This window comes from Thermobacillus sp. (assembly GCF_003390775.1).
GTDB classification, from domain to species: Bacteria; Bacillota; Bacilli; order Paenibacillales; family Paenibacillaceae; genus Thermobacillus; species Thermobacillus xylanilyticus.
This window is the reverse complement of sequence record NZ_QEWA01000042.1, coordinates 63,237-83,680: the sequence shown is the minus strand read 5'-3', so window position 1 is coordinate 83,680 and position 20,444 is coordinate 63,237. Positions and strand designations below refer to the sequence as shown.

Below are 20,444 nucleotides of genomic sequence, written 5' to 3'. Positions count from 1 at the left end.
CGCGGATGAACGCATCATCCGTGCAAGCCCTTGTCGTATCAGGCGCAACCGGTCCTCCTGCAGATGTTCAATCCGCCTTGACACAGGCTCTCACGCCGAAATTGCGGCTCCGCCCGCGTCCCCGTTCTCTCCGGCGAGCGCTTCCTCCCGCCCCTTGTTCAAATTGACCTGCATCAGCAGCAGGATGCCGATGACGAAAAATGCAAGCACGGCCAGAATGCCGAGCCGGACGGAGCCCGTCAGCGTGCCGACAAGCCCGAACAGGAACGGGCCGGCGCTGGCTGAGAATTTGCTCGACAGGCTCAGGAAGCCGAAGAACTCGGCCCTCCTGGGCGGCGGCGTCAGGTTCGCGTATATCGAGCGCGCGACCGCCTGGCTGCCGCCCTGTACAAGCCCGACCATGATCGCAAGCGCATAGAAATGGATCTCCGTCGTCATGAAATAGCCCAGCATGACGATCAGCACATAGAGGCATAGCGACAGGTACAGCGCCTGTTTGGAGCCGAGCCGCACCGCCAGCCGGCCGAACAGGAGCGTGCACGGATAGCCGACGAACTGCGTTATGAGCAGCGCGATAATCAGATGGGTCGTGCCGATGCCGATCGATGCGCCGTAAATCGTCGCCATGACGATGATCGTATTGATCCCGTCGTTGAAGAACCAGTAGGACAGCATATACTTCGAAAGCTCCGGATATTGCCGGACGCGGCGCAGCGTCGCCAGATTGCGCTGAAAGCCGGTGCGGATGACGGCAAGAATCGGAACCGAGCGGTTCGCCGGCCGGTCCTTCACCGCGCGCAGCAGCGGCAGCGAGAAGACGATCCACCAGACACCGACGGTGACGAATACGGTCTGGGTGGCCGTCGTCTTGTCCGGAAAACCGAAAAATGACCAGCCTTCGATCATGGCGATATTGAGCGCGAGCAGCAGGCCGCCGCCCAGATAGCCGAACGCGTATCCCCTTGCGCTGACGACATCCCGTTCCCGTTCCGGCACGAGGTCCGCAAGCAGCGCGTCGTAGAACGTGTTGCCCCCCGAGAAACCGATCGTGCCGAGAATGACGAGCAGTGAAGCGGTCAGCCAGTCGCCTTCCCCGATGAAGAAGGAAGCCAGGCAGGACAGCGCGCCGACCAGGGCGAAGACGGACAGAAAGCGGAGTTTCGATCCGCGGTAGTCCGCGATCGCGCCGAGGACGGGCGACAGCAGCGCGACGCACAGCATGGCGATCGTCTGCGTGTATCCCCAATAGGAAGCAGCCACCCCTTCCGCCAGACCCGCGCCGGCAACGCTTTCATAGAAGACCGGCATGACGGCAGCCATCATGGTGGTGGCGAATGCGGAATTGGCCCAGTCGTATGTCACCCAGGCCCGGACTTGACGTTGATTCATGGCATCCCCTTTCCCGCGGCCGTTGACACGCGTCAGGCCGCTGCTTCCCGTTTACAGTTCGACGCCGCCGCCCTCAATCCTGCCTCACGCCGCAGATTGCGTCCGGCAAAATCAACCTCCGGCAAAAATTGCCCCCGGGAAAACGATCCCCTATAATAAAATGGTGAGTGTCGTTACAATTTTACTTTGCGCGAAGGGGGGAACTGCACATGAACATCAGCCAGTTGGAGACGCTGCTGACGATCTCCAAGACGATGAGTTTCCGCAAGGCGGGTGAACTGCTCAATCTGACACAACCGGCCGTATCGGCCCAGATCAAGAGCCTGGAAGATGAATTCAAGACCGTTCTGATCGATCGCAATCAGCCGGTGACGCTGACCGACCAGGGGCGGGTGTTCCTGGAGCACGCTGAACGGATACTCGCGATCGTCGAAGAGCTGAAGCAGCGGCTGGCCGACTTAAGCGAGACGCCGCAGGGCAACATCGTGCTCGGCACCACCTCGTCCATCGCGATGCAGATTCTTCCCCGCGTCCTGTCCTATTTCCAGAACCAGTTCCCGCGCATCAAGACCACGATCTACTCCATGCCGTCTGCGCAAGTGATGGCGAACGTCGAGAACGGCACCATCGACATCGGCATCACGTATCTGGCCGAACAGAACCCGAACCTGGTGACCTCGGTGCTGTATTACGACACGTTCGAACTCGTCGTCTCGCCTGGCCATCCCCTTGCGGACGTAAAGTACACGACCGTCGACAAGCTGAAGGACGTGCCGTTCGTCATGCTGACGCCGGACACCCTCATCCGCCGGTTCGTCGACCAGATGTTCCGCAAGTACAACATCGAGCCGCGCATCGTCATGGAGCTGTCCTCCAGCGAGGAAGTGAAGCGGATGGCCGAAATCAACATGGGCGCAGCCATCGTGTCGAAGCTGTCCGTCACGGAGGAGCTGAAGCGCGGCACGCTCCGCCTGATCAAGGTGAGCGAGCTCGAGACGACCCATCCGGTGGGCGTCGTGTACAAGGCAGGACGGTACTTGAGCTCGGCCATGAAGCAATTCCTGAGCGACCTCAAGGGCATGCCGGAAGACCAATTCATCAGCAGCGAATAATTGCCGCTGATTCGCGAAGGAGGAGACATTAGCGTGCGTTTCGACCTGCACACGCATCACAGCCGCTGCGGCCACGCGGAAGGGGACATTGAAGACTACATCCGGGCGGCCCTCGAGGCCGGCATGGACGTCATCGGCATTTCCGACCATTCGCCATACTTCGCCCATGCGGAAGACCACCCGAACCCCCGCGTCGCCATGCCCCGCAGCGAATTTGCCGCATACGTCGAAGAAGTGCTGCGCCTGAAGGAGAAATACCGGGACAGGATCGAAGTGCTGCTCGGCGTCGAATCCGATTTTTTCCCCGAATACGCGGACATCTACCGCAAAGCCTATGAGCCTTATCCGTTCGACTACATTATCGGATCCGTCCACTTTACGCGCGGCGTCAGCATTTTCAACAAGAATCGGTGGAAAGGGCTGCCCATGGAACGGCGAATCGGGGAGAAGGTCCATTATTACGAAATGATCGCCCTGTCCGCGGAATCCGGCATGTTCCAGATCCTCGGCCACATCGACGCGATGAAGGGCAACTATCCGGACTTCTCCGACATTCCGGCGGCCGAAGCAATTGACAACGCACTGAAGACGATCGCGAGATGCGGCGTCGCCATCGAAGTGAACACTTCGGGAGGCACGAAACTGTGCGGCGGCTGGTATCCGTCGGACGACATCCTCGAGCGCGCCTGCCATTTCGGCGTCGACGTGACGTTCGGCTCTGACTCGCATCGCCCCGGGCGAATCGCCGAAGACTGGGACCGCGTCCGCAGCCGGCTGAAGGAAATCGGCTTCAAGGAATGGGTCTTCTTCCGCCGCAAAGAGCGCGTCGCCGTGCCGCTCTGAGCATGCAAGCACAAAAAAAGGAGACCTGCCGCGTTCGGCCGGTCCCAATCAGGGTATATTGAAAAGGGGGTCTTGCCATTATCATAACCCCCGAATGTAAAAGGTCCGTGACAGGATCATTTCATTCTTGTAACAAATCCGTAAGATTTGCTTCTGCTCCTTCCGACTGAAGTCCGGTTTTTCGCTCATACCGCGGTCCAGTCCGATTCCATACCTTGGGGCGTTCTCCGGCGGCCGACTTCCGGCTAGAATGGGAAAAAAACGGACGCGGTGATGAGACCATGCCTGATGTTTACGTCCTCTTCACGGATACCGGAACGCTTTTTTCCCGCTCCATCCGATGCTGGACCGGAAGACCTCTCAATCACGCTTCGCTGGCGCTCGACCCGGATCTGGACGAAGTGTACAGCTTCGGGCGGCTGCATCCGAACAACCCGCTGCGGGCCGGATTCGTCCGCGAGCAGGTGTGGGGCAGCCTGATCCGCAGCCGCAGCCGTTACACGCCCTGCGCCATCTACCGCTGCCGGCTTGGCCGCACCGCCTATGCCAGGCTGCTGGCCGAGCTCGATCGGTTCCGGCGCGAGTCTTCGCGCTACGGCTACAACCTGGCCGGATTGTTTGCGGTCGCCGCCGGCGTCGAATGGTGCCGGCCGGACAAGTTCTTCTGCTCGCAGTTCGTCGCGCATCTGTTCGCCGCGGCGGGCGCGCCGCTTACACGCAAGCCGCCGGCGCTGACGCAGCCGTGCGATCTCGAATCGTCGCCGCGGCTCGAGCTCGTGTATCGCGGCGATCTGCGCGAATATTGCACGCATTGGAGCAGAATCGCCGCCTCAGGCTCCGCCGTCCACACGGCGTCCCTGCCCTTCGCGGTCCGCGCCATGAAGCTCTCCTGAGCGCCATTGCGCCCGGATTCCCTTACTTTTTGCAATCCGTCGTGGTACAATAAGATTGCAAAGCGGGGTGAATCCGGTGGATTACTCACGGATGTGTCCGAAATACGAGTCGGCAGCGGAGATTCTGGGCAAGAAGTGGACCGGCCTCATCATCTACGTGCTGCTCGGCGGACCGAAACGTTTCAAGGAAATCAAGGAACTCATACCGGATATGAGCGATAAAATGCTGACAGACCGCATGAAGGAGCTCGAGGCGCAGGACATTGTGAAACGCAGCGTCTATCCCGAGATGCCCGTGCGGATTGAATACGAACTGACCCCCAAAGGCAAGGCTCTTGAACCGGTCATCCAGTCGATCCGGCGTTGGAGCGATGAATGGATGTAACATGCGGTAAAAAAGGGAACGCCCGGAACATTCCGGGCGTTCTTCGTTGTATTCGGATACCTCGATCAGGCGTTCAGCCACTTCTTGAACATGTGCTTCGTCACGTCGCGGTTGACCGCCGCGATCGACGTCGTGAGCGGAATGCCCTTCGGGCAGACGCGGACGCAGTTCTGCGAGTTGCCGCAGCCTTCGATGCCGCCGTCTTCCATGAGCGCTTCGAGCCGCTCTTCCTTGTTCATCTCGCCCGTCGGATGGGCGTTGAACAGGCGCACCTGCGAGATCGGCGCCGGTCCGATGAAGCTCGAACGTTCGTTGACGTTCGGGCACGCCTCGAGGCAGACGCCGCACGTCATGCATCGCGACAGCTCGTAGGCCCATTGGCGCTTCGACTCCGCCATGCGCGGACCGGGACCGAGGTCGTACGTGCCGTCGATCGGGATCCACGCCTTCACGCGCTTCAGCGCCTGGAACATCCGCTCGCGGTTGATGACGAGGTCGCGCACGACCGGGAAGGTGCGCATCGGCTCCAGCCGGATCGGCTGCTCCAGCTTGTCGACCAGCGCGGTGCACGCCTGGCGCGGCTTGCCGTTGATCACCATCGAGCAGGCGCCGCACACTTCCTCCAGGCAGTTCGACTCCCAGACGACCGGCGTCGTCTTCTTGCCTTCGGCGTTGACCGGATTGCGCTGGATCTCCATCAGCGCGCTGATCACGTTCATGTTCGGCCGGTACGGAATGTCGAACGTCTCCGTGTACGGCTTCGAATCCGGGCTGTCCTGCCGTGTGATGATGAATCTGACCGTCTTCTGTGCCGTCATCGTTTCCGCCATCGTCCGTCACGCCCCCTTCTTCTTGTCGGTGGTGTAGTCGCGTTTCCGAGGCGGAATGAGCGACGCGTCGACGTCCTCGTAGGTGATCTCCGGACCGTCCGGCGTCCATTTCGCCTTGGTCGTCTTCATGAACTTCTCGTCATCCCGTTCGGGGAACTCCGGCTTGTAGTGCGCGCCGCGGCTTTCATCGCGGAGCAGCGCGCCGACCGTCATCGCCTCGGCCAGCTCGAACATGTTCCACAGCTGGCGGGTGAAGGCGACGCCGGCGTTGTTCCAGCGCGAGGTGTCGTTGATGTTGATGCGCTTGTAGCGCTCCTTCAGTTCCTTGATCTTGGCTATCGTCTCGCGCAGCTTGTCGTTGTAGCGGACGACCGTCATGTTGTTCGTCATCCACTCGCCGAGTTCCTTGTGCAGCTGGTAGGCGTTCTCGGTGCCGTCCAGCTTCAGGATCGACTCGTACTTGTCCTGATGCTTCTTCAGCTCGCGGTCGAAGAGGGTCGACGGAAGATCCTCGGCCGTCTTCTCCAGCCCGCGGATGTACTCGACCGCCTTCGGACCGGCCACCATGCCGCCGAAGATCGCCGACAGCAGCGAGTTCGCGCCGAGCCGGTTCGCGCCGTGGTATTGATAGTCGCATTCGCCGGCCGCGAACAGGCCGGGGATGTTCGTCATGTGGTTGTAGTCGATCCACAGCCCGCCCATCGAGTAGTGGACGGCCGGAAAAATCTTCATCGGAATCTTGCGCGGGTCGTCGCCCATGAACTTCTCGTAGATCTCGATGATGCCGCCGAGCTTGACGTCAAGCTCCTTCGGATCCTTGTGCGACAGGTCGAGGTACACCATGTTCTCGCCGTTGATGCCGAGCTTCAGGTCGACGCACACGTGGAAAATCTCGCGCGTCGCGATGTCCCGCGGCACGAGGTTGCCGTAAGCCGGATATTTCTCCTCGAGGAAATACCACGGCTTGCCGTCCTTGTACGTCCAGATCCGTCCGCCTTCGCCGCGCGCCGACTCGGACATCAGCCGCAGCTTGTCGTCGCCCGGGATCGCCGTCGGGTGGATCTGGATGAACTCGCCGTTCGCGTAGTAGACGCCTTGCTGATAGACGGCGCTCGCCGCCGTGCCGGTGTTGATGACCGAGTTCGTCGACTTGCCGAAGATGATCCCCGGGCCGCCCGTCGCCAGGATGACGGCGTCCGAACGGAAAATGTGGATCTCCATCGAGCGCAGATCCTGCGCCGCGATGCCGCGGCAGATATTCTCGTCATCCAGCACCGCGCCGAGGAACTCCCAGTGCTCGTGCTTCGTCACGAGGCCGGCAACCTCCCAGCGGCGCACCTGTTCGTCCAGCGCGTACAACAGCTGCTGGCCGGTCGTCGCGCCCGCGTAAGCCGTCCGGTGGTGCTTCGTGCCGCCGAACCGGCGGAAGTCCAGCAGCCCTTCCGGCGTCCGGTTGAACATGACGCCCATCCGGTCCATCAGGTGGATGATGCCCGGCGCCGCTTCGCACATCGCCTTGACCGGCGGCTGGTTCGCCAGGAAGTCGCCGCCGTAGATCGTATCGTCGAAGTGTTCCCAGGGCGAGTCGCCTTCACCCTTCGTGTTGACCGCGCCGTTGATGCCGCCCTGCGCGCACACGGAGTGGGAACGCTTGACCGGTACAAGCGAGAAGAGGTCGACGTGCACGCCCGCTTCGGCCGCCTTGATGGTCGCCATCAGACCGGCGAGCCCGCCGCCGACGACGATGATTTTGTTCTTGGCCATAATTCGATCGCTCCTTGTCTGTCGTTATCCGATAGCGGTCTGCGTGAGGACAGATGCCGTTTCCGCAAAAGCTTCCGAACGGAAAGAGATCAGCGCGGCAAGGAACATGCCGGCCACGATGACGAATACGCCCATCCAGAAGTAAGACGAGATGCGCTGCGCGCGCGGACCGACCGTAATCCCCCAGCTGACGAAGAATGCCCACAGCCCGTTGGCGAAGTGGAACGCCGCGGCCAGCACCCCGATCGTGTAGAAGGTGAACGACAGACCGTTCGTCGCAATGTCGTGCATGACTTGTCCGAAATCGTCGTGCCCGATGTTGCCGAGCATCACCTGAATCCGCGTCTCATAGACGTGCCATGCAACGAAGATCAGGGTAATCACGCCGGTGATCCGCTGCAGGGCGAACGCCCAGTTGCGGCCGTAGCCGTACCGCCCCGTATTCAGATTCGACTGGTACGCGACGTACAGGCCGTACACGCCGTGGAATACGAGCGGCGCCCAGATGAGGACGAACTCCAGCACGGGCAGTATCGGCAAATTGTTGATGAATTCCACCGCGCTGCGGAAACGCTCGGGACCGCCCTCGGCAGCCTGGAAGTTCGTCAGCATGTGGGTGACGAAGAACAGGCAGAGCGGGATCACCCCCAACAGCGAATGCAGCCTGCGCGTGTAGAACGAGTTGGTTCTCATGACGTAAGCGTTCTCCTTTCCGGACTGGACATGCTTCCCAAACCATACCCATTGTACCCCCGGTGCCGGGGAGCGTCAACGGACGGCGCATGAAGGCACATGCATCCGCATGCATGCCGGTTGCACGCGTCTTTCACGCCTCCGTGCGTCACCGTCACCGTTTCGCCACAATCTATCCTACTCGTATTCCGCTTATAATGGAATTGCCGTTTATTTATAAGGTATAATAACCAATATGCATAACGGGATTCATGGGGGTTGTTGCACAGTGTTTCTTCCCCGCCGCTTCATTTTATTAAATGAAATGAGAAAAGGAGGTGCCGGCCATGCTCGACGAGCTGCTGGTCTTCGCGGCCGTCGTCGAACATTCCAGCCTGAACAAGGCCTCGTCCGCGCTCAATCTGTCGCAGCCCGCCCTCTCGCGCAAGATCGCGAAGCTCGAAGCGGAGCTGGGCGTGCAGCTATTCCGCCGGGCGGGCAAGCGGCTCGAGCTGACGCGCATCGGGCAGACGACCTACGAATACGCGGTCGAAGTGCGGCAGCGCCATTTCCGCTATCTGCAGACGATCAGCGGCCAGCGCGAAGGCGGCAGGACGACCGTGCTCATCGGCGCCAGCCTGACGACGCTGCAGACGACGCTGCCGGAACTGATCCGGATGATGACCGGCGCGCATCCGGAGGCGGACATCAAGGCGGTGACGGGCAAGACGCATGAAATCGTCTCGCTCGTCCGCGAGCGCAAGGCGGACTTCGGCCTCATCGCTTCGATGATCGAAGAGGACGCACAGGTCCGCTGCGTGCCGCTGTTCGACGACCATCTGGAGCTGGTGCTGCCGCGCGGCCTGTACGTCGCAGGCGCCGCTCCGGGCGCCGGTCTGCGCATCGCCGATCTGGACGGCATGCCGATGATTCTGTTCGCCAAGGGCACGTGGTATCGGACGATGATCGACCTTCTGTTCGAGAAATACGGGCTGCGGCCCGACGTCCGGATGGAGATCGATTCGTTCGAAGCGATTCTCAGGCTCATGCATCCGTGCCGCGCCGGGGCATTGCTTCCCCGGTCGTATCTCCGCGATCAGCTGCTCAAGGACAACGATCTGATCGCGATGCCGGTGCCCGAGCTGGAGGAGACGAAGCGGACGACTTCGCTCATCCATCCCGATCCCGGCGCCATGAGCCCGTCGCTCCGGCTGTGGATTGACGAAATTGCGTCTTATTTCAGCCGGGTCAACCGATAATAATTCTGCCCTCGGGATAGCGGTACAACTCCTTCTCATCCTTCGGCCGGAGCGCATAGGCGAAGGTAAGCGGGCCGAGCCGGCCGGCGAACATCGTCAGGCTGAGCAGCAGCTTGCCGAAGTCGGTGAGCTGCGGTGTAATGCCGGTCGAGAGTCCGCATGTGCCGAAGGCGGACACCGTCTCGAACAGGATGCGTAAGAAAGCCCGGTCCTCGGTCGTGCAGAGCACCATCGTGACGGCGACGACGACCGCCAGCGAAATCATCGTGATCGTGAGCGCCTTGAAGATCCGCTCGCGCGCAAGCCGGTACCGGAACAGGACGACCTCGTCCTTGCCCCGCATCATCGCAATGACGGCGCCGACCAGCGTCGTGAACGTCGTCACTTTGATGCCGCCGCCCGTCGATCCCGGCGCGGCGCCGATGAACATGAGCAGAATGAGGAAAAATTGCGTCGCCTGCCGCAGCGAGCCGATATCAAGCGTATTGACACCGATCGAGCGCGGCGCGGCCGACTGGAACAACGACGCCCAGATCTTGCCGTCCCAGCCGAGCGGCGCGAGCGCGTTCGTGAATTCGAAGACGAAAATGACGACCGCGCCGATGCTTAGCAGCGCGCCGCTCGTCGCGAGCACGACCTTGGAGTGCAGCGACAGCCGCCTGCGCTTCCGGTATTCGAGCAGATCCGATATGACGATGAAGCCGAGCCCGCCGAGCGTCACCAGCAGGATGGCGGTGATGTTGACGACGGGGTCCGAGACGTACGGCGTATAGCTCCGGTAATTGCCGAACAGGTCGAATCCGGCGCTGTTGAACAGGGATACGGCGTGGAACAGCCCCATGAAAGCGGCCCGTCCAAGCGGCATCTCGGCGGCGAACCGCGCCGTCAGCACGGCCGTTCCCGCCGCCTCGATCGTCAGGGAATAGATGATGACGCGCCGGATGAGCCGGACGATGCCTTCCATGCTCGTCTGGTTCATCGCTTCCTGCAGGATGAGCCGCTCACGCAGCGTGATGCGCCGTTTGAAGACGAGCGCGAACAGCGTCGCCATCGTCATGAAGCCGAGCCCGCCGACCTGGATCAGCGCCAGGATGATGAGCTGGCCGCCGGCGTTGAAGAAGGTGCCCGTATCGGCCACGACCAGTCCGGTTACGCAGACCGCGGAAGTTGCGGTGAACAGCGCGTCGATGAACCGCATCGGCTGGCCGTCCGCCGAGACGGCCGGCAGTGACAGCAGACTGGCGCCGAGCAGAATGATCAAGGCGAATCCGATCGCGAGCACGCGGGGCGGAGACCAGAGTGCGGCGGTGAACTTGAATTTCATTAGGATGTGTTCACTCCCGAAACGGGCCGGCTTTGGATGTGCGGGCCGGCCGATTGTTACGATTATAGCCCGCCGGCCGGAGTTTACCAAATGTCGATTTGTCGCGCAATTGGAAGATTTTCACGCGATATGTTACGCTACGATTAGATTTTGCAGTCACGTTCACATCAAACGAGGTGTTGGCATGCAGCGAGGGATTACGCAGCCGAATTGGCGCCTGCTTCTCGGGGCCGGGGCCGCGGGGCTGCTGCTGTTTCTCATTTTCCAGATCGCCCCGGAAGTGAGCCGCATCATCCGCGATCCCGATGCCACTCGGCACATCGCGAAGGCGGAGGCCGAAGCTGCGGCCGTCCGGTTCGCGGAAGAGCACTTCGGCGGCGCGTTCGAGCCGGCGGGCACCGTGCATCAGATTCAGGAACGGCTGTACGGCTATTTGTCCAGGGAAGATCTCGGCGAAGATTATGAAGAGCGCTACGGACAGCAATATCCGGTGGAAACCTGGCAGGTGGAAATGCACGGCGAAGACGGCGAAGTCCTGTTCGTGCACGTCCATATGGATACGGGCGAAGTCGTCGCCTGGAACGAACTGCCGGGCAAAGGCGGACGCAAGCTGGAGTTCGGCGCGGCGTCGCTGGCGGCGCGCGCCTTCGCGATCGAGCGCGGCTATCCGGAGCAGGCGCTCCATTTGCGCGGCCTGCCGGAAGACGGCACGATCGTGTTCGACGCCGCGGATCAGATCGGCGATGCGAAGCTGACGCTCCGCATCAATGTCAGGCAGGCGGAGGACGGAACCGTCCGCGTCACCTCGTTCAAGCCGGTGTTCGAAGTGCCGGACGATTATGCCGATTATGTCGAGCGGCAGGATCAGATCGCCTCGATCCTGACATTCGCCGGCTATATGGGCCTCTCGTTCGTGCTGTTCGTCATCGCGATCATCTACGCCGCGCTGCTGCGCAGGCAGACATCGTTTGCGCGCGGTTTGCTGCTGAGCGGCATCTTCCTGGTGTTCTACCAGATCAACAACATCAACATGTTGGACGGCATCCGGGCGAGCGTCGGCGAATCGGCGCAGGCCGGTCCGTTCACGATATTCATGACCGTCCTCCAGGTGCTGTACACGCTCGGCGTCGCCGTGTCGGTCTGGTTCGCCTTCGTCGGCGGTGACGGGCTGTGGCGGTCGATGGGGTACAACCTGTGGAGAAGGCGCGGGGAGCCGGGCTTCGGCGCCGATGTCTGGCAGGCGATGAAGATCGGGTACTGCGCCGCATTCGCGCTGCTCGGGCTTCAGGCGGTCATTTTCCTCGTGATGGAGCGGGGATTCGGTATCTGGTCTTCCGCCGACGTCACCCAGTCGACGCTCAACTTCCGCTGGGCATGGCTGTTCCCGCTGCTCGCCTGGTGCGCGGCCATATCCGAGGAAGCGATGTACCGGCTGTTCGGCGTCGGCCTGTTCAAGCGGTGGTTCCGGAATACGGCGGCAGCATGCATCATCCCGACCGTCATCTGGGCGCTCGGCCATGTCGCGTACCCGCTCTACCCGTGGAGCACACGGCTGATCGAACTGACGATTCTCGGCCTGCTGTTCTGCTGGCTGTTCGTCCGGTTCGGCTTCGCGGCCGCGCTGTTCGCGCATGCCGTCTTCGACCTCGTCCTGATGGCGACCTCGCTGATGTTCCTCGGCGGGGCCGATGCGATTGCGGCCGGCATCTTCTACATCGTGCATCCGGTCGGCATCGCCTGGCTCATCCATTGGTGGGACCGGCGGCGTCCGCCGAAGCCGCCCGCGCCGGCGCCCGAGGCTCCGGTGCCGGCAGCGCCCGCTTCGGCCGCGGGGGATCCGGATCCGGCATAATCACGAAAGCCGCGTGCGGTTGCCGCACGCGGCTTTCAACGTTCTATCCGGCCGGGCCTCATAGCCCGCTATAGCGTGCTATCCACGCTGCAGCACCGGCCGCTCCACTACTCCGCCGGCTCCGGCTCCGCCTGGCGCGCATCATCTTCCCGCAGCGCCTCCAAAATTTTCGCCGCGAGCTTCTCGCCGATGCCGAGCGGGCGGAAATCTTCGATCGACGCTTCGCGGATCTTCTTGATCGAGCCGAAATGGCGGAGCAGCGCCTTGCGCCGCTTCTCGCCGATCCCGGGAATCGCGTCGAGCTGCGAGGCGATCATCGATTTGGCGCGCACGTTGCGATGGAACGAGATCGCGAACCGGTGCACCTCGTCCTGGATGCGCTGCAGCAGGTAGAACTCCTGGCTGTCGCGCGGCAGCGGCACGATCTCCGGCGGATCGCCGGTCATCAGCTGCGCCGTCCGGTGCTTCGCATCCTTCACGAGGCCGCAGACCGGCACGTTCAGGCCCAGCTCGTTCTCGAGCACGTCGAGCGCCGCGCTGATCTGCCCCCGCCCGCCGTCGACGACGATCAGATCCGGCAGCGGAAGCCCCTCCTTCAGCACCCGTTCATAGCGCCGGCGGATCACTTCGCGCATCGTCGCGTAGTCGTCGGCTCCTTCGACCGTCTTGACCTTGTACTTCCGGTATTCCGACTTGTCCGGCTTGCCGTCCGTGAAGACGACCATCGCCGAGACGGCGTCGGTGCCCTGAATATTCGAGTTGTCGAACGCCTCGATGCGGCGCAGCTGCGGCAGACCGAGCCAGCGGGCCAGTCCTTCGCAGGCTTTCACGCTCCGGGCTTCGTCGCGCTCGATCAACCGGAATTTCTCGTCCAGCGTCACCCGGGCGTTCTGCATCGCCATCTTCACGATGTCCCGCTTCTTGCCCCGTCGGGGGACGAACACTTTGATCTTCAGCCAGCGCTGCAGCGATTCGCGCATATCCTCTTCGCCCTGGGAGGCGCCGGCGCGGGCCTCGCCTTCATCCGGCCGCTCGCCGCCGGAAGCGCCGCCGGCCGGTTGTCCTTGCTGCCCGCCGTCCGCCGTCCCGCCGGCATCCTCGGCCATCGGCAGCAGAATCTCCTTCGGCAGCGCCGGGTTCTCGCTGTAATACTGGGTCACGAACGTCATGAAATCATCGTACGGCTCGCCGTAGAACGGAAACGTGGTGGCGCGGCGTTCGATCATTTTGCCCTGGCGCATGTACAAAATCTGCACGCACATCCACCCTTTGTCCACGGCAAAACCGAAAATGTCGCGGTCGACCGCGTCGGCAACCTGGATTTTCTGCCGCTCCATGACCGTCTCGATGCTCTGGATCTGGTCACGGTACTCCTTGGCCCGTTCGAACTCGAGCGCCTCGGCCGCAGCCATCATTTTCTCCTGGAGCTGCGCCTTCACTTCCTGGTAGCCGCCGTTCAGGAAACGCGTGATCTGCTGCACCATCTCCTCGTACCGGCTCCGGTCGACCGGGAATTCGCACGGCGCGAGACATTGCCCGATATGGTAATACAGGCACACCTTGTCGGGAATCGTCGCGCATTTGCGCAGCGGATACAGCCGGTCCAGCAGCCGCTTCGTCTCCCGCGCGTCATAGGCGTTCGGATACGGGCCGAAATATTTTCCGCCGTCTTTGACGACGCGCCGCGTCACCTCGAGGCGGGGATGCGCGTCTCCCGTAATCTTGATGTACGGAAACGTCTTGTCGTCCTTCAGCAAGACGTTGTAGCGCGGATGATACTGTTTGATCAGGTTGCACTCGAGGATGAGCGCTTCCATGTTGTTGGACGTCACGATGTATTCAAAATCGCGGATCTCCGACACGAGCCGCTGCGTCTTGATGTTGTGGCTGCCCGTGAAATAGGACCGGACGCGGTTCTTGAGCACCTTCGCCTTGCCGACGTAGATGATCTGCCCGTCGGCGTTCTTCATCAGGTAGCAGCCCGGCTTGTCCGGAAGCAGCGCCAGCTTCGAGCGGATCGGCTCCGGAACGCGCCTCAGTTCCCCGGCCGCGGATCGGCCGGCCGACTCCTTCTGTGCCATGCGGTTTCGCCCCCTTCGTCGCTATACGTATTGTAGCACATGGAACGCCCGGCGGAGCGATGCCGTACCGACAAAACGCCGCCTTATTTTTGTCACATTCGTTCGCTTTACAAGCATTCGGCAAGTTGGGTATACTAGGGGGAGCGATGGAAGACTTACGGGGCACAAGCTGCGGTTTACCGCCGGCCCGACAGGAGGACAGACTGATGGAGAACGTGCAGGATCCGCGTCAACATATCAATGAAGAGCCGCGCAACGATTTCAACGATGTGGCGGTCGGTTTCGCCGGTATGTTCGCCTTTATGGTGGTTGTTTTCGCCGCAGCCGTCATCATCAAGTTTCTGATCTCGTAACCCGGCCGGCGGCGCAATGCCGCCTCATGCGCATTTGACCTGCCGTAAACCGAAGCCCCGCTTCCGTCCATTCCGGACGGCGGCGGGGCTGTTCGTTTTCAATGTTTCGCTTCGCCGGTCTTCGGCAATGGCCTGCCGGCAACAGGCTGAGCCCTACGCGCCGCGGCCGCTGCGTCGAACCGCTTGCGTTCCGTGCGATCGATTTGCACGATCCGGCCGTCATGAACCGTAATGACCACCGAGCCGTATTCCAGGCCGTTCACCACTTCGGCAATCCGTTCCAGCCATACGGCATCCACCTCTACCGGTTTCGCCATTGTGAACCCTCCATCCATTCCAGTATGGACTAAATATGGACCGGCATCGGATCCGTCTTGAGCGGATTTTCGACCAATACCGCAGACGATCCGTCAAGCACGTACAACCGATGAATAAAGACAAGCACTTCGGCACCCGGCTCGAGCGGTTCCCGGTCAAGCGACCGGTACGCGATCAGCCGATTGCCTTCGACATCCACTTCCAGTTCCAGATGCGCACCGCGGAAAAACGACTGCCTGACGATCCCCCGCTGCGCGGACAGCGGATAGGAAAGCTCCCGCTGCAAGCCGACCTCCACGAATTCCGGGCGGATGATGGCCGATTTGCCTCCCTGGCTGACCGCTTCCTCGAATCCGATGAGCCGCTCGGGATGCTGGAGCACCCGCGATTCGCCGATGAACGATGCGACGAAAGGCGTCCGCGGATGGCGGTAGATCTCAAGCGGCGAGCCCTGCTGTTCCAGCCGGCCGTTCGAGAAAATGAGCATCTCGTCGGCCACTTCGACCGCCTCGTCCTGGTCGTGCGTCACGAAGATCGATGTGATGCCGATTTGCTCGATCATCTCTTTCAGCCACGTCCTGAGCTCCTTGCGCACCTTCGCGTCGATCGCGGCGAACGGCTCGTCGAGCAGGAGCAGGCTCGGCCGCGGCGCCAGCGCCCGGGCGAACGCGACGCGCTGCCGCTGGCCGCCCGAGAGCTGATGCGGATAACGGTTCCCGATCGCCTCAAGGCCCACCAGCTTGAGCAGCTCGTTCACGCGCTCCCGGATTTCATTCTTCTTCGCCTTCTTCACTTCCAGTCCGAACGCGATGTTGTCGAACACGGTCATGTGACGGAACAGCGCGTAGTTCTGGAAGACGAAGCCGATGCCCCGCTTCTGCGGCGGCACGTCGTTGACGCGCTTGCCGTCCAGGATGATATCGCCTTCGTCCGGCGTCTCCAGCCCCGCGAGCATCCGCAGCAGGGTGGACTTGCCGCCGCCGCTCGGGCCGAGCAGCCCGATCAGCTTACCCTCTTCGATCGTGAAGCTGATATTGTCGACCGCCTTCAGGCTGCCGAAACGCTTCGTCACATTCCGCACTTCGATACGCATGTTACCCGGTTCCTCCTTCCGATCCGGCCGATCGCTGTTCGGATTTCCACTCGACGATCGCCTTGACGACCAGCGTCACGAGCGCAAGCAGCACCAGCAGCGAAGCGACGGCGAACGATGCGGTGAACTGGTACTCGTTGTACAGGATCTCAACGTGCAGCGGCAGCGTGTTCGTCTGTCCGCGGATATGCCCCGAGACGACGGAGACGGCGCCGAATTCGCCCATCGCCCGCGCGTTGCACAGGATGATGCCGTAGAGCAACCCCCATTTGATGTTCGGCAGCGTCACGCGCCAGAAAATCTGCCAGCCCTTCGCTCCCAGCGTCGCCGCCGCCTCTTCCTCCTGCACGCCCTGCGTCTGCATGAGCGGAATCAGTTCCCGCGCCACGAACGGGAAGGTGACGAATATGGTGGCGAGCACGATGCCGGGCAGCGCGAAGATGATCTTGATGTCATGCGCCGCCAGCCACGGACCGAGCAGCCCCTGCGCGCCGAACAGCAGGACGAAGATCAGGCCCGAAATGACCGGGGAGACGGCGAACGGAAGATCGATCAGCGTGATGAGCACGTTCTTGCCCCGGAACTTGAACTTCGCGATCGCCCAGGCGGCCGCGATGCCGAACACCGTGTTCAGCGGGACGGCGATGGCCGCGGTGATCAGCGTGAGTCTCAGCGCCGAGAGCGCATCTTTCTCGGTGATCGATTCGACATAGACGCGCCAGCCCTGCGACAGCGCCTCGACGATGACGGAAATGAGCGGCAGCAGAATGATCAGCGCCAGGAACAGCAGCGCGGCCGTAATCAGCGCGATCCGGACACCCCTCGATTCCGTCGCGTGGGCGGGCCGGTTGGACGCCGCATCTGACAGATGTGCGTGAATGGCTCCAGCCATGGCGATCCCTCCTTATCCCGCCTGCACGCGGCGGCTGTACCGCCACTGCATGTAGTTGATGAGCAGCAGCAGGGAGAACGAGATCACCAGCATGACGAGCGCGATGGCCGTCGCGCCGGCGTAGTCGAACTGCTCGAGCTTCGTCATAATGAGCAGCGGCGCGATCTCCGTCCGCATCGGCATGTTGCCGGAGATGAACACGACCGAACCATACTCGCCGATGCCCCGGGCGAACGCCAGGGCGAAGCCGGTAAGCAGCGGCGGGATCAGCTCCGGCAGAATGACGCGGCGGAACGTCCGCCAGCGATACGCGCCGAGCATGACGGCCGCTTCTTCCACATCTTTGTCGAGATCTTGCAGAACCGGCTGCACCGTCCGCACGACGAACGGCAGGCCGATGAACACCAGTGCGATCGTGATGCCGATCGGGGTATAGGCGATTTTCAGTCCGAGCGGTTCAAGCAGCGATCCGACCCAACCGGTCGGCGCGTAGATGGACGTCAGCGCAATGCCCGCAACCGCAGTCGGCAGGGCGAACGGCAGGTCGACGATGCTGTCGACGAGCCGCTTGCCCGGAAACCGGTAGCGGACGAGCACCCAGGCGACAAGCAGGCCGAACACGGCATTGACGGCGGCCGCGAAGAACGCGGTCAGGAAACTCAACTTGTACGCCGCGAGCACGCGGGCGTTCGTCACGGCCGCCCAGAACTCCGAAAAGCTCATTCCGGCCGTCTTGATCAGGACGCTGGCCAGCGGAATGATCACGATGAGACTCAGATACAGAACGGTGAATCCGAGCGACAGTCCGAATCCCGGCAGCACGCTGGCCTTTCTGGAACCTTTCATGTGAAGTCAGCTCCCGTCCGAATAACGGCTGTTCAAATTGTCAGGAACCCGGCGTATAGATTTGGTCGAAAATGCCTCCGTCGGCGAAATGCTTCTCCTGCGCCGCGCGCCAGCCGCCGAAATCGTCGTCGATCGTCAGCAGCTCCACGTCGACGAACACGTCTTTGAACTGCTCGGCCACGGATGGCAGCGTCGGCCGGTAGAAATTCTCGCCGATCACTTTCTGCGCTTCCTCGGTGTACAGATAGTTCAGGTACGCTTCGGCGACTTCCCGCGTTCCCCGCTTGTCGACCACCTTGTCGACGATGGCGACCGGCGGTTCGGCCAGAATGCTGAGCGAAGGCGTGACGATATCAAACTGGTCTTCGCCGAATTCCTTGAGCGACAGGAACGCCTCGTTCTCCCATGCGAGCAGCACGTCGCCGATCTTCCGTTCCACGAACGTCGTCGTCGCTCCGCGCGCGCCCGAGTCGAGCACCGGCACGTGCTTGAACAGTTTCTTCACGAACTCCTGCGCATACGCTTCGTCGCCGCCGCTTTTCTTCAGCGCGTAGCCCCATGCGGCGAGGTAGTTCCAGCGCGCGCCGCCGGACGTCTTCGGGTTCGGCGTAATGACTTCGACGCCCTCCTTGATCAGGTCGTCCCAGTCCTTGATCCCCTTCGGATTGCCTTCCCGGACGAGGAAAACGATCGTCGACGTATAAGGCGAGCTGTTCAGGTCAAACTGCGACTGCCAGTCCGGCGAGATCAGCCCCGCATCGGCGATGGCGTCGATGTCGTAGCCGAGCGCCAGCGTCACGACGTCCGCTTCCAGCCCGTCGATGACGGAGCGGGCCTGCTTGCCGGAACCGCCGTGCGACTGCTTGATCGTCACTTTCTGGCCCTTCTCGTTCAGCCAATACTCGGCGAACAGCTCGTTGTACGCTTCGTAAAGCTCGCGGGTCGGGTCGTAGGAAACGTTCAGCAGTTCCAACGGCGGCAGCGATTCTTGTTTCGCATCGGAAGACGCTCCCCCGGAACCGGTCGACGGTCCGTTGCCCGAGCCGTTGCCGCCGCCCGATCCGCAGGCGGTCAACAGGGCAATGATGGCAATCAAAATCAGCGTCCGATAAATCTTGGATTTCATTCTCGACACTCCCCCAAAATCGGGCGGCCCGACGGCCGTCCCTTCTCAATCTGTACCGACTGATGGCGCAGCGCGATGAGGATGAGGCTTCATTTGCTCCGGTTGACCGGTCACTAAATGATTATTCCTACATGTTTAGTCGGGTTATAGAAGCATCATATCAGGTTGCCAGCCGGGGCGTCAACCTATTTTTTGTTAGTTTTTATTGATCTTATAAACTGCGCTGATAAAACAAACGGCCCGCCCGGCAGGCGGTGAAACCTGCGGGCGGACCCTGGCTGTCGGATCACAGATGGTCGAGCATCACTTTGCGGCCGGTCTTCGCGCTCTCGAGCGCGCCGAACACCATGGCCATGCTTTTGATGTTGTCGGTGCAGTCCGTCTCCGCCGGACGCCCCTCCTCCAGCGCGGCGAACATCTCGTCGAGGCAGCCGTCATGGCCTTCCCGCCCGTTCCAGGCGGCCTTCGCTTCCACCCGGCGGACGGTCCGGATGAAGCCGGGTTCCGCCGACTCGTCCACGACCTCCGCCTCCGGCATCGCGCTGCCGTCCCAGCGCGCCGTGCCGCGGCTGCCGATGATGCGCCAGTCCGCTTCCCAGGACGTCGGGAACCCTTCCGCGCACCACGACCCGCGGTACGTGAACACCGAACCGTCGCTCATCTCGAAAATGCATACCGCCGAAGCGTTGCCCTGATACCACGAACCCGGCGGATTGTACTCGTGGCAATACACCGAGACCGGATCCGCCCCGCTGATGAAGCGGGCCTGATCGAACGTGTGGATCGCCATGTCGACGATGAGCGGACTCTCCATCGCGTCGCGGAAGCCGCCGAAATGCGGCCCGAGAAAGAAATCGGCGTGAATCGATCCGACCTTGCCGATCGTCCCGCCAGCGATCAGATCCCGCAGCGCGCGGATCTGCCGGTTGTACCGGCGGTTCTGCATGACCGCGTACCGCTTTCCCGTCTGTCCCGCGACGCGCACGATCTCCTTGGCATCCTCCAGCGACTCGGCCATCGGCTTCTCGCCGAACACGTGGCAGCCGACGGTGAGCGCCGTCGTCACGATCGTCTTGTGGCTGGCCGGTATCGTCACGTCGAACACGAGGTCCGCCTCCACCTTCGACAGCGCTTCCGCAAGATCGGTGAAGATCGGGACGTCCAGTCCGAGCTCGGCGGCCCTCCGGCGCGCCGTCTCTTCGTACAGGTCGACGAGCGCGGCGATCTCGACATTCTCACGGGATTGCGCGTAATCCAGCCACAGCCGGGACATGCCTCCGCAGCCGGCCGCAACGACACGATGTTTGCGCATGGTGACCAGTTCCTTCCTCTCCGGACACGGTGCGGATCCGCACGCATCCTTTTTTGTCATCTTCCCGCATCTTACCATCTCCGGAGAAGCCGGAACAAGC

19 protein-coding genes are annotated in these 20,444 nt (G+C 61.9%); 7 read left to right on the top strand and 12 right to left on the bottom strand.

What is annotated here, in order from left to right:
- Positions 1-90: 90 nt before the first annotated feature.
- The gene (locus tag C6W55_RS12535; protein ID WP_286892887.1) at positions 91-1,389 is read right to left on the bottom strand and encodes an MFS transporter; all 1,299 of its coding nucleotides are present in this window, start codon (positions 1,387-1,389) and stop codon (positions 91-93) included.
- Positions 1,390-1,598: 209 nt separating this feature from the next.
- Between C6W55_RS12535 and C6W55_RS12530 the strand changes: the two genes are divergently transcribed.
- The 4 genes from C6W55_RS12530 to C6W55_RS12515 all read left to right on the top strand — a co-directional run bounded on the left by C6W55_RS12530 (position 1,599) and on the right by C6W55_RS12515 (position 4,622).
- Positions 1,599-2,501 carry a LysR family transcriptional regulator gene (locus C6W55_RS12530; RefSeq protein ID WP_286892886.1) on the top strand — a complete coding sequence of 301 codons (903 nt, stop codon included), beginning with the start codon at positions 1,599-1,601 and terminating at the stop codon, positions 2,499-2,501.
- Between the two features lie 33 nt (positions 2,502-2,534).
- Positions 2,535-3,344, top strand: a complete 810-nt coding sequence (locus C6W55_RS12525) for a histidinol-phosphatase (RefSeq protein WP_286892884.1) — start codon at positions 2,535-2,537, stop codon at positions 3,342-3,344.
- A gap of 281 nt (positions 3,345-3,625) precedes the next feature.
- A complete protein-coding gene (locus tag C6W55_RS12520) occupies positions 3,626-4,237 on the top strand; it encodes a C40 family peptidase (protein WP_286892882.1) in 612 nt (203 codons plus the stop codon).
- A 76-nt stretch (positions 4,238-4,313) separates the two neighbouring features.
- Positions 4,314-4,622 carry a winged helix-turn-helix transcriptional regulator gene (locus C6W55_RS12515; RefSeq protein WP_286892880.1) on the top strand — a complete coding sequence of 103 codons (309 nt, stop codon included), beginning with the start codon at positions 4,314-4,316 and terminating at the stop codon, positions 4,620-4,622.
- Positions 4,623-4,687: 65 nt separating this feature from the next.
- Here C6W55_RS12515 and sdhB read toward each other — a convergent pair whose 3' ends face one another.
- From sdhB to C6W55_RS12500, 3 genes are read right to left on the bottom strand one after another with little or no spacing between them, the layout of a single operon-like run.
- On the bottom strand, positions 4,688-5,452 hold the full coding sequence (gene sdhB, locus C6W55_RS12510) for a succinate dehydrogenase iron-sulfur subunit (RefSeq protein ID WP_286892879.1): 765 nt from the start codon (positions 5,450-5,452) through the stop codon (positions 4,688-4,690).
- Positions 5,453-5,458: 6 nt separating this feature from the next.
- Positions 5,459-7,216: a succinate dehydrogenase flavoprotein subunit gene (gene sdhA / locus C6W55_RS12505; protein WP_015255554.1), complete on the bottom strand. Its 1,758-nt coding sequence runs from the start codon at positions 7,214-7,216 to the stop codon at positions 5,459-5,461.
- Between the two features lie 24 nt (positions 7,217-7,240).
- Positions 7,241-7,909, bottom strand: a complete 669-nt coding sequence (locus C6W55_RS12500) for a succinate dehydrogenase cytochrome b558 subunit (RefSeq protein WP_015255555.1) — start codon at positions 7,907-7,909, stop codon at positions 7,241-7,243.
- Positions 7,910-8,235: 326 nt separating this feature from the next.
- Here C6W55_RS12500 and C6W55_RS12495 point away from each other — a divergent pair, with 326 nt between their 5' ends.
- On the top strand, positions 8,236-9,147 hold the full coding sequence (locus C6W55_RS12495) for a LysR family transcriptional regulator (RefSeq protein ID WP_015255556.1): 912 nt from the start codon (positions 8,236-8,238) through the stop codon (positions 9,145-9,147).
- Here C6W55_RS12495 and C6W55_RS12490 read toward each other — a convergent pair.
- Positions 9,137-10,471, bottom strand: coding sequence for a TrkH family potassium uptake protein (locus tag C6W55_RS12490; protein ID WP_015255557.1), 1,335 nt, complete (start codon positions 10,469-10,471; stop codon positions 9,137-9,139). The two genes, C6W55_RS12495 and C6W55_RS12490, sit on opposite strands and share 11 nt — an antisense overlap.
- A gap of 184 nt (positions 10,472-10,655) precedes the next feature.
- Between C6W55_RS12490 and C6W55_RS12485 the strand changes: the two genes are divergently transcribed.
- Entirely contained in the window at positions 10,656-12,323 is a 1,668-nt protein-coding gene (locus C6W55_RS12485; protein ID WP_286892874.1) for a CPBP family intramembrane glutamic endopeptidase, read from the top strand.
- Positions 12,324-12,430: 107 nt separating this feature from the next.
- Here C6W55_RS12485 and uvrC read toward each other — a convergent pair whose 3' ends face one another.
- Entirely contained in the window at positions 12,431-14,404 is a 1,974-nt protein-coding gene (uvrC, locus tag C6W55_RS12480; protein ID WP_286892872.1) for an excinuclease ABC subunit UvrC, read from the bottom strand.
- A gap of 206 nt (positions 14,405-14,610) precedes the next feature.
- Between uvrC and C6W55_RS12475 the strand changes: the two genes are divergently transcribed.
- A complete protein-coding gene (locus C6W55_RS12475; RefSeq protein ID WP_086010531.1) occupies positions 14,611-14,757 on the top strand; it encodes a YqzM family protein in 147 nt (48 codons plus the stop codon).
- 98 nt (positions 14,758-14,855) lie between these two features.
- On the opposite strand, the gene C6W55_RS12470 is transcribed toward C6W55_RS12475, so the two are convergent.
- The 6 genes from C6W55_RS12470 to C6W55_RS12445 all read right to left on the bottom strand — a co-directional run bounded on the left by C6W55_RS12470 (position 14,856) and on the right by C6W55_RS12445 (position 20,344).
- Entirely contained in the window at positions 14,856-15,074 is a 219-nt protein-coding gene (locus C6W55_RS12470; RefSeq protein ID WP_015255561.1) for a YezD family protein, read from the bottom strand.
- Between the two features lie 29 nt (positions 15,075-15,103).
- Positions 15,104-16,168, bottom strand: coding sequence for an ABC transporter ATP-binding protein (locus C6W55_RS12465; protein WP_286892870.1), 1,065 nt, complete (start codon positions 16,166-16,168; stop codon positions 15,104-15,106).
- Position 16,169: 1 nt separating this feature from the next.
- A complete protein-coding gene (cysW, locus tag C6W55_RS12460; RefSeq protein ID WP_286892869.1) occupies positions 16,170-17,060 on the bottom strand; it encodes a sulfate ABC transporter permease subunit CysW in 891 nt (296 codons plus the stop codon).
- A 12-nt stretch (positions 17,061-17,072) separates the two neighbouring features.
- Entirely contained in the window at positions 17,073-17,906 is an 834-nt protein-coding gene (cysT, locus tag C6W55_RS12455) for a sulfate ABC transporter permease subunit CysT (protein WP_286892868.1), read from the bottom strand.
- Positions 17,907-17,946: 40 nt separating this feature from the next.
- Positions 17,947-19,032 (bottom strand): sulfate ABC transporter substrate-binding protein, encoded by a 1,086-nt coding sequence (locus C6W55_RS12450; protein WP_286892866.1) that lies wholly within the window; start codon positions 19,030-19,032, stop codon positions 17,947-17,949.
- A 286-nt stretch (positions 19,033-19,318) separates the two neighbouring features.
- Entirely contained in the window at positions 19,319-20,344 is a 1,026-nt protein-coding gene (locus C6W55_RS12445; RefSeq protein ID WP_286892865.1) for a Gfo/Idh/MocA family protein, read from the bottom strand.
- Positions 20,345-20,444 lie beyond the last annotated feature (100 nt).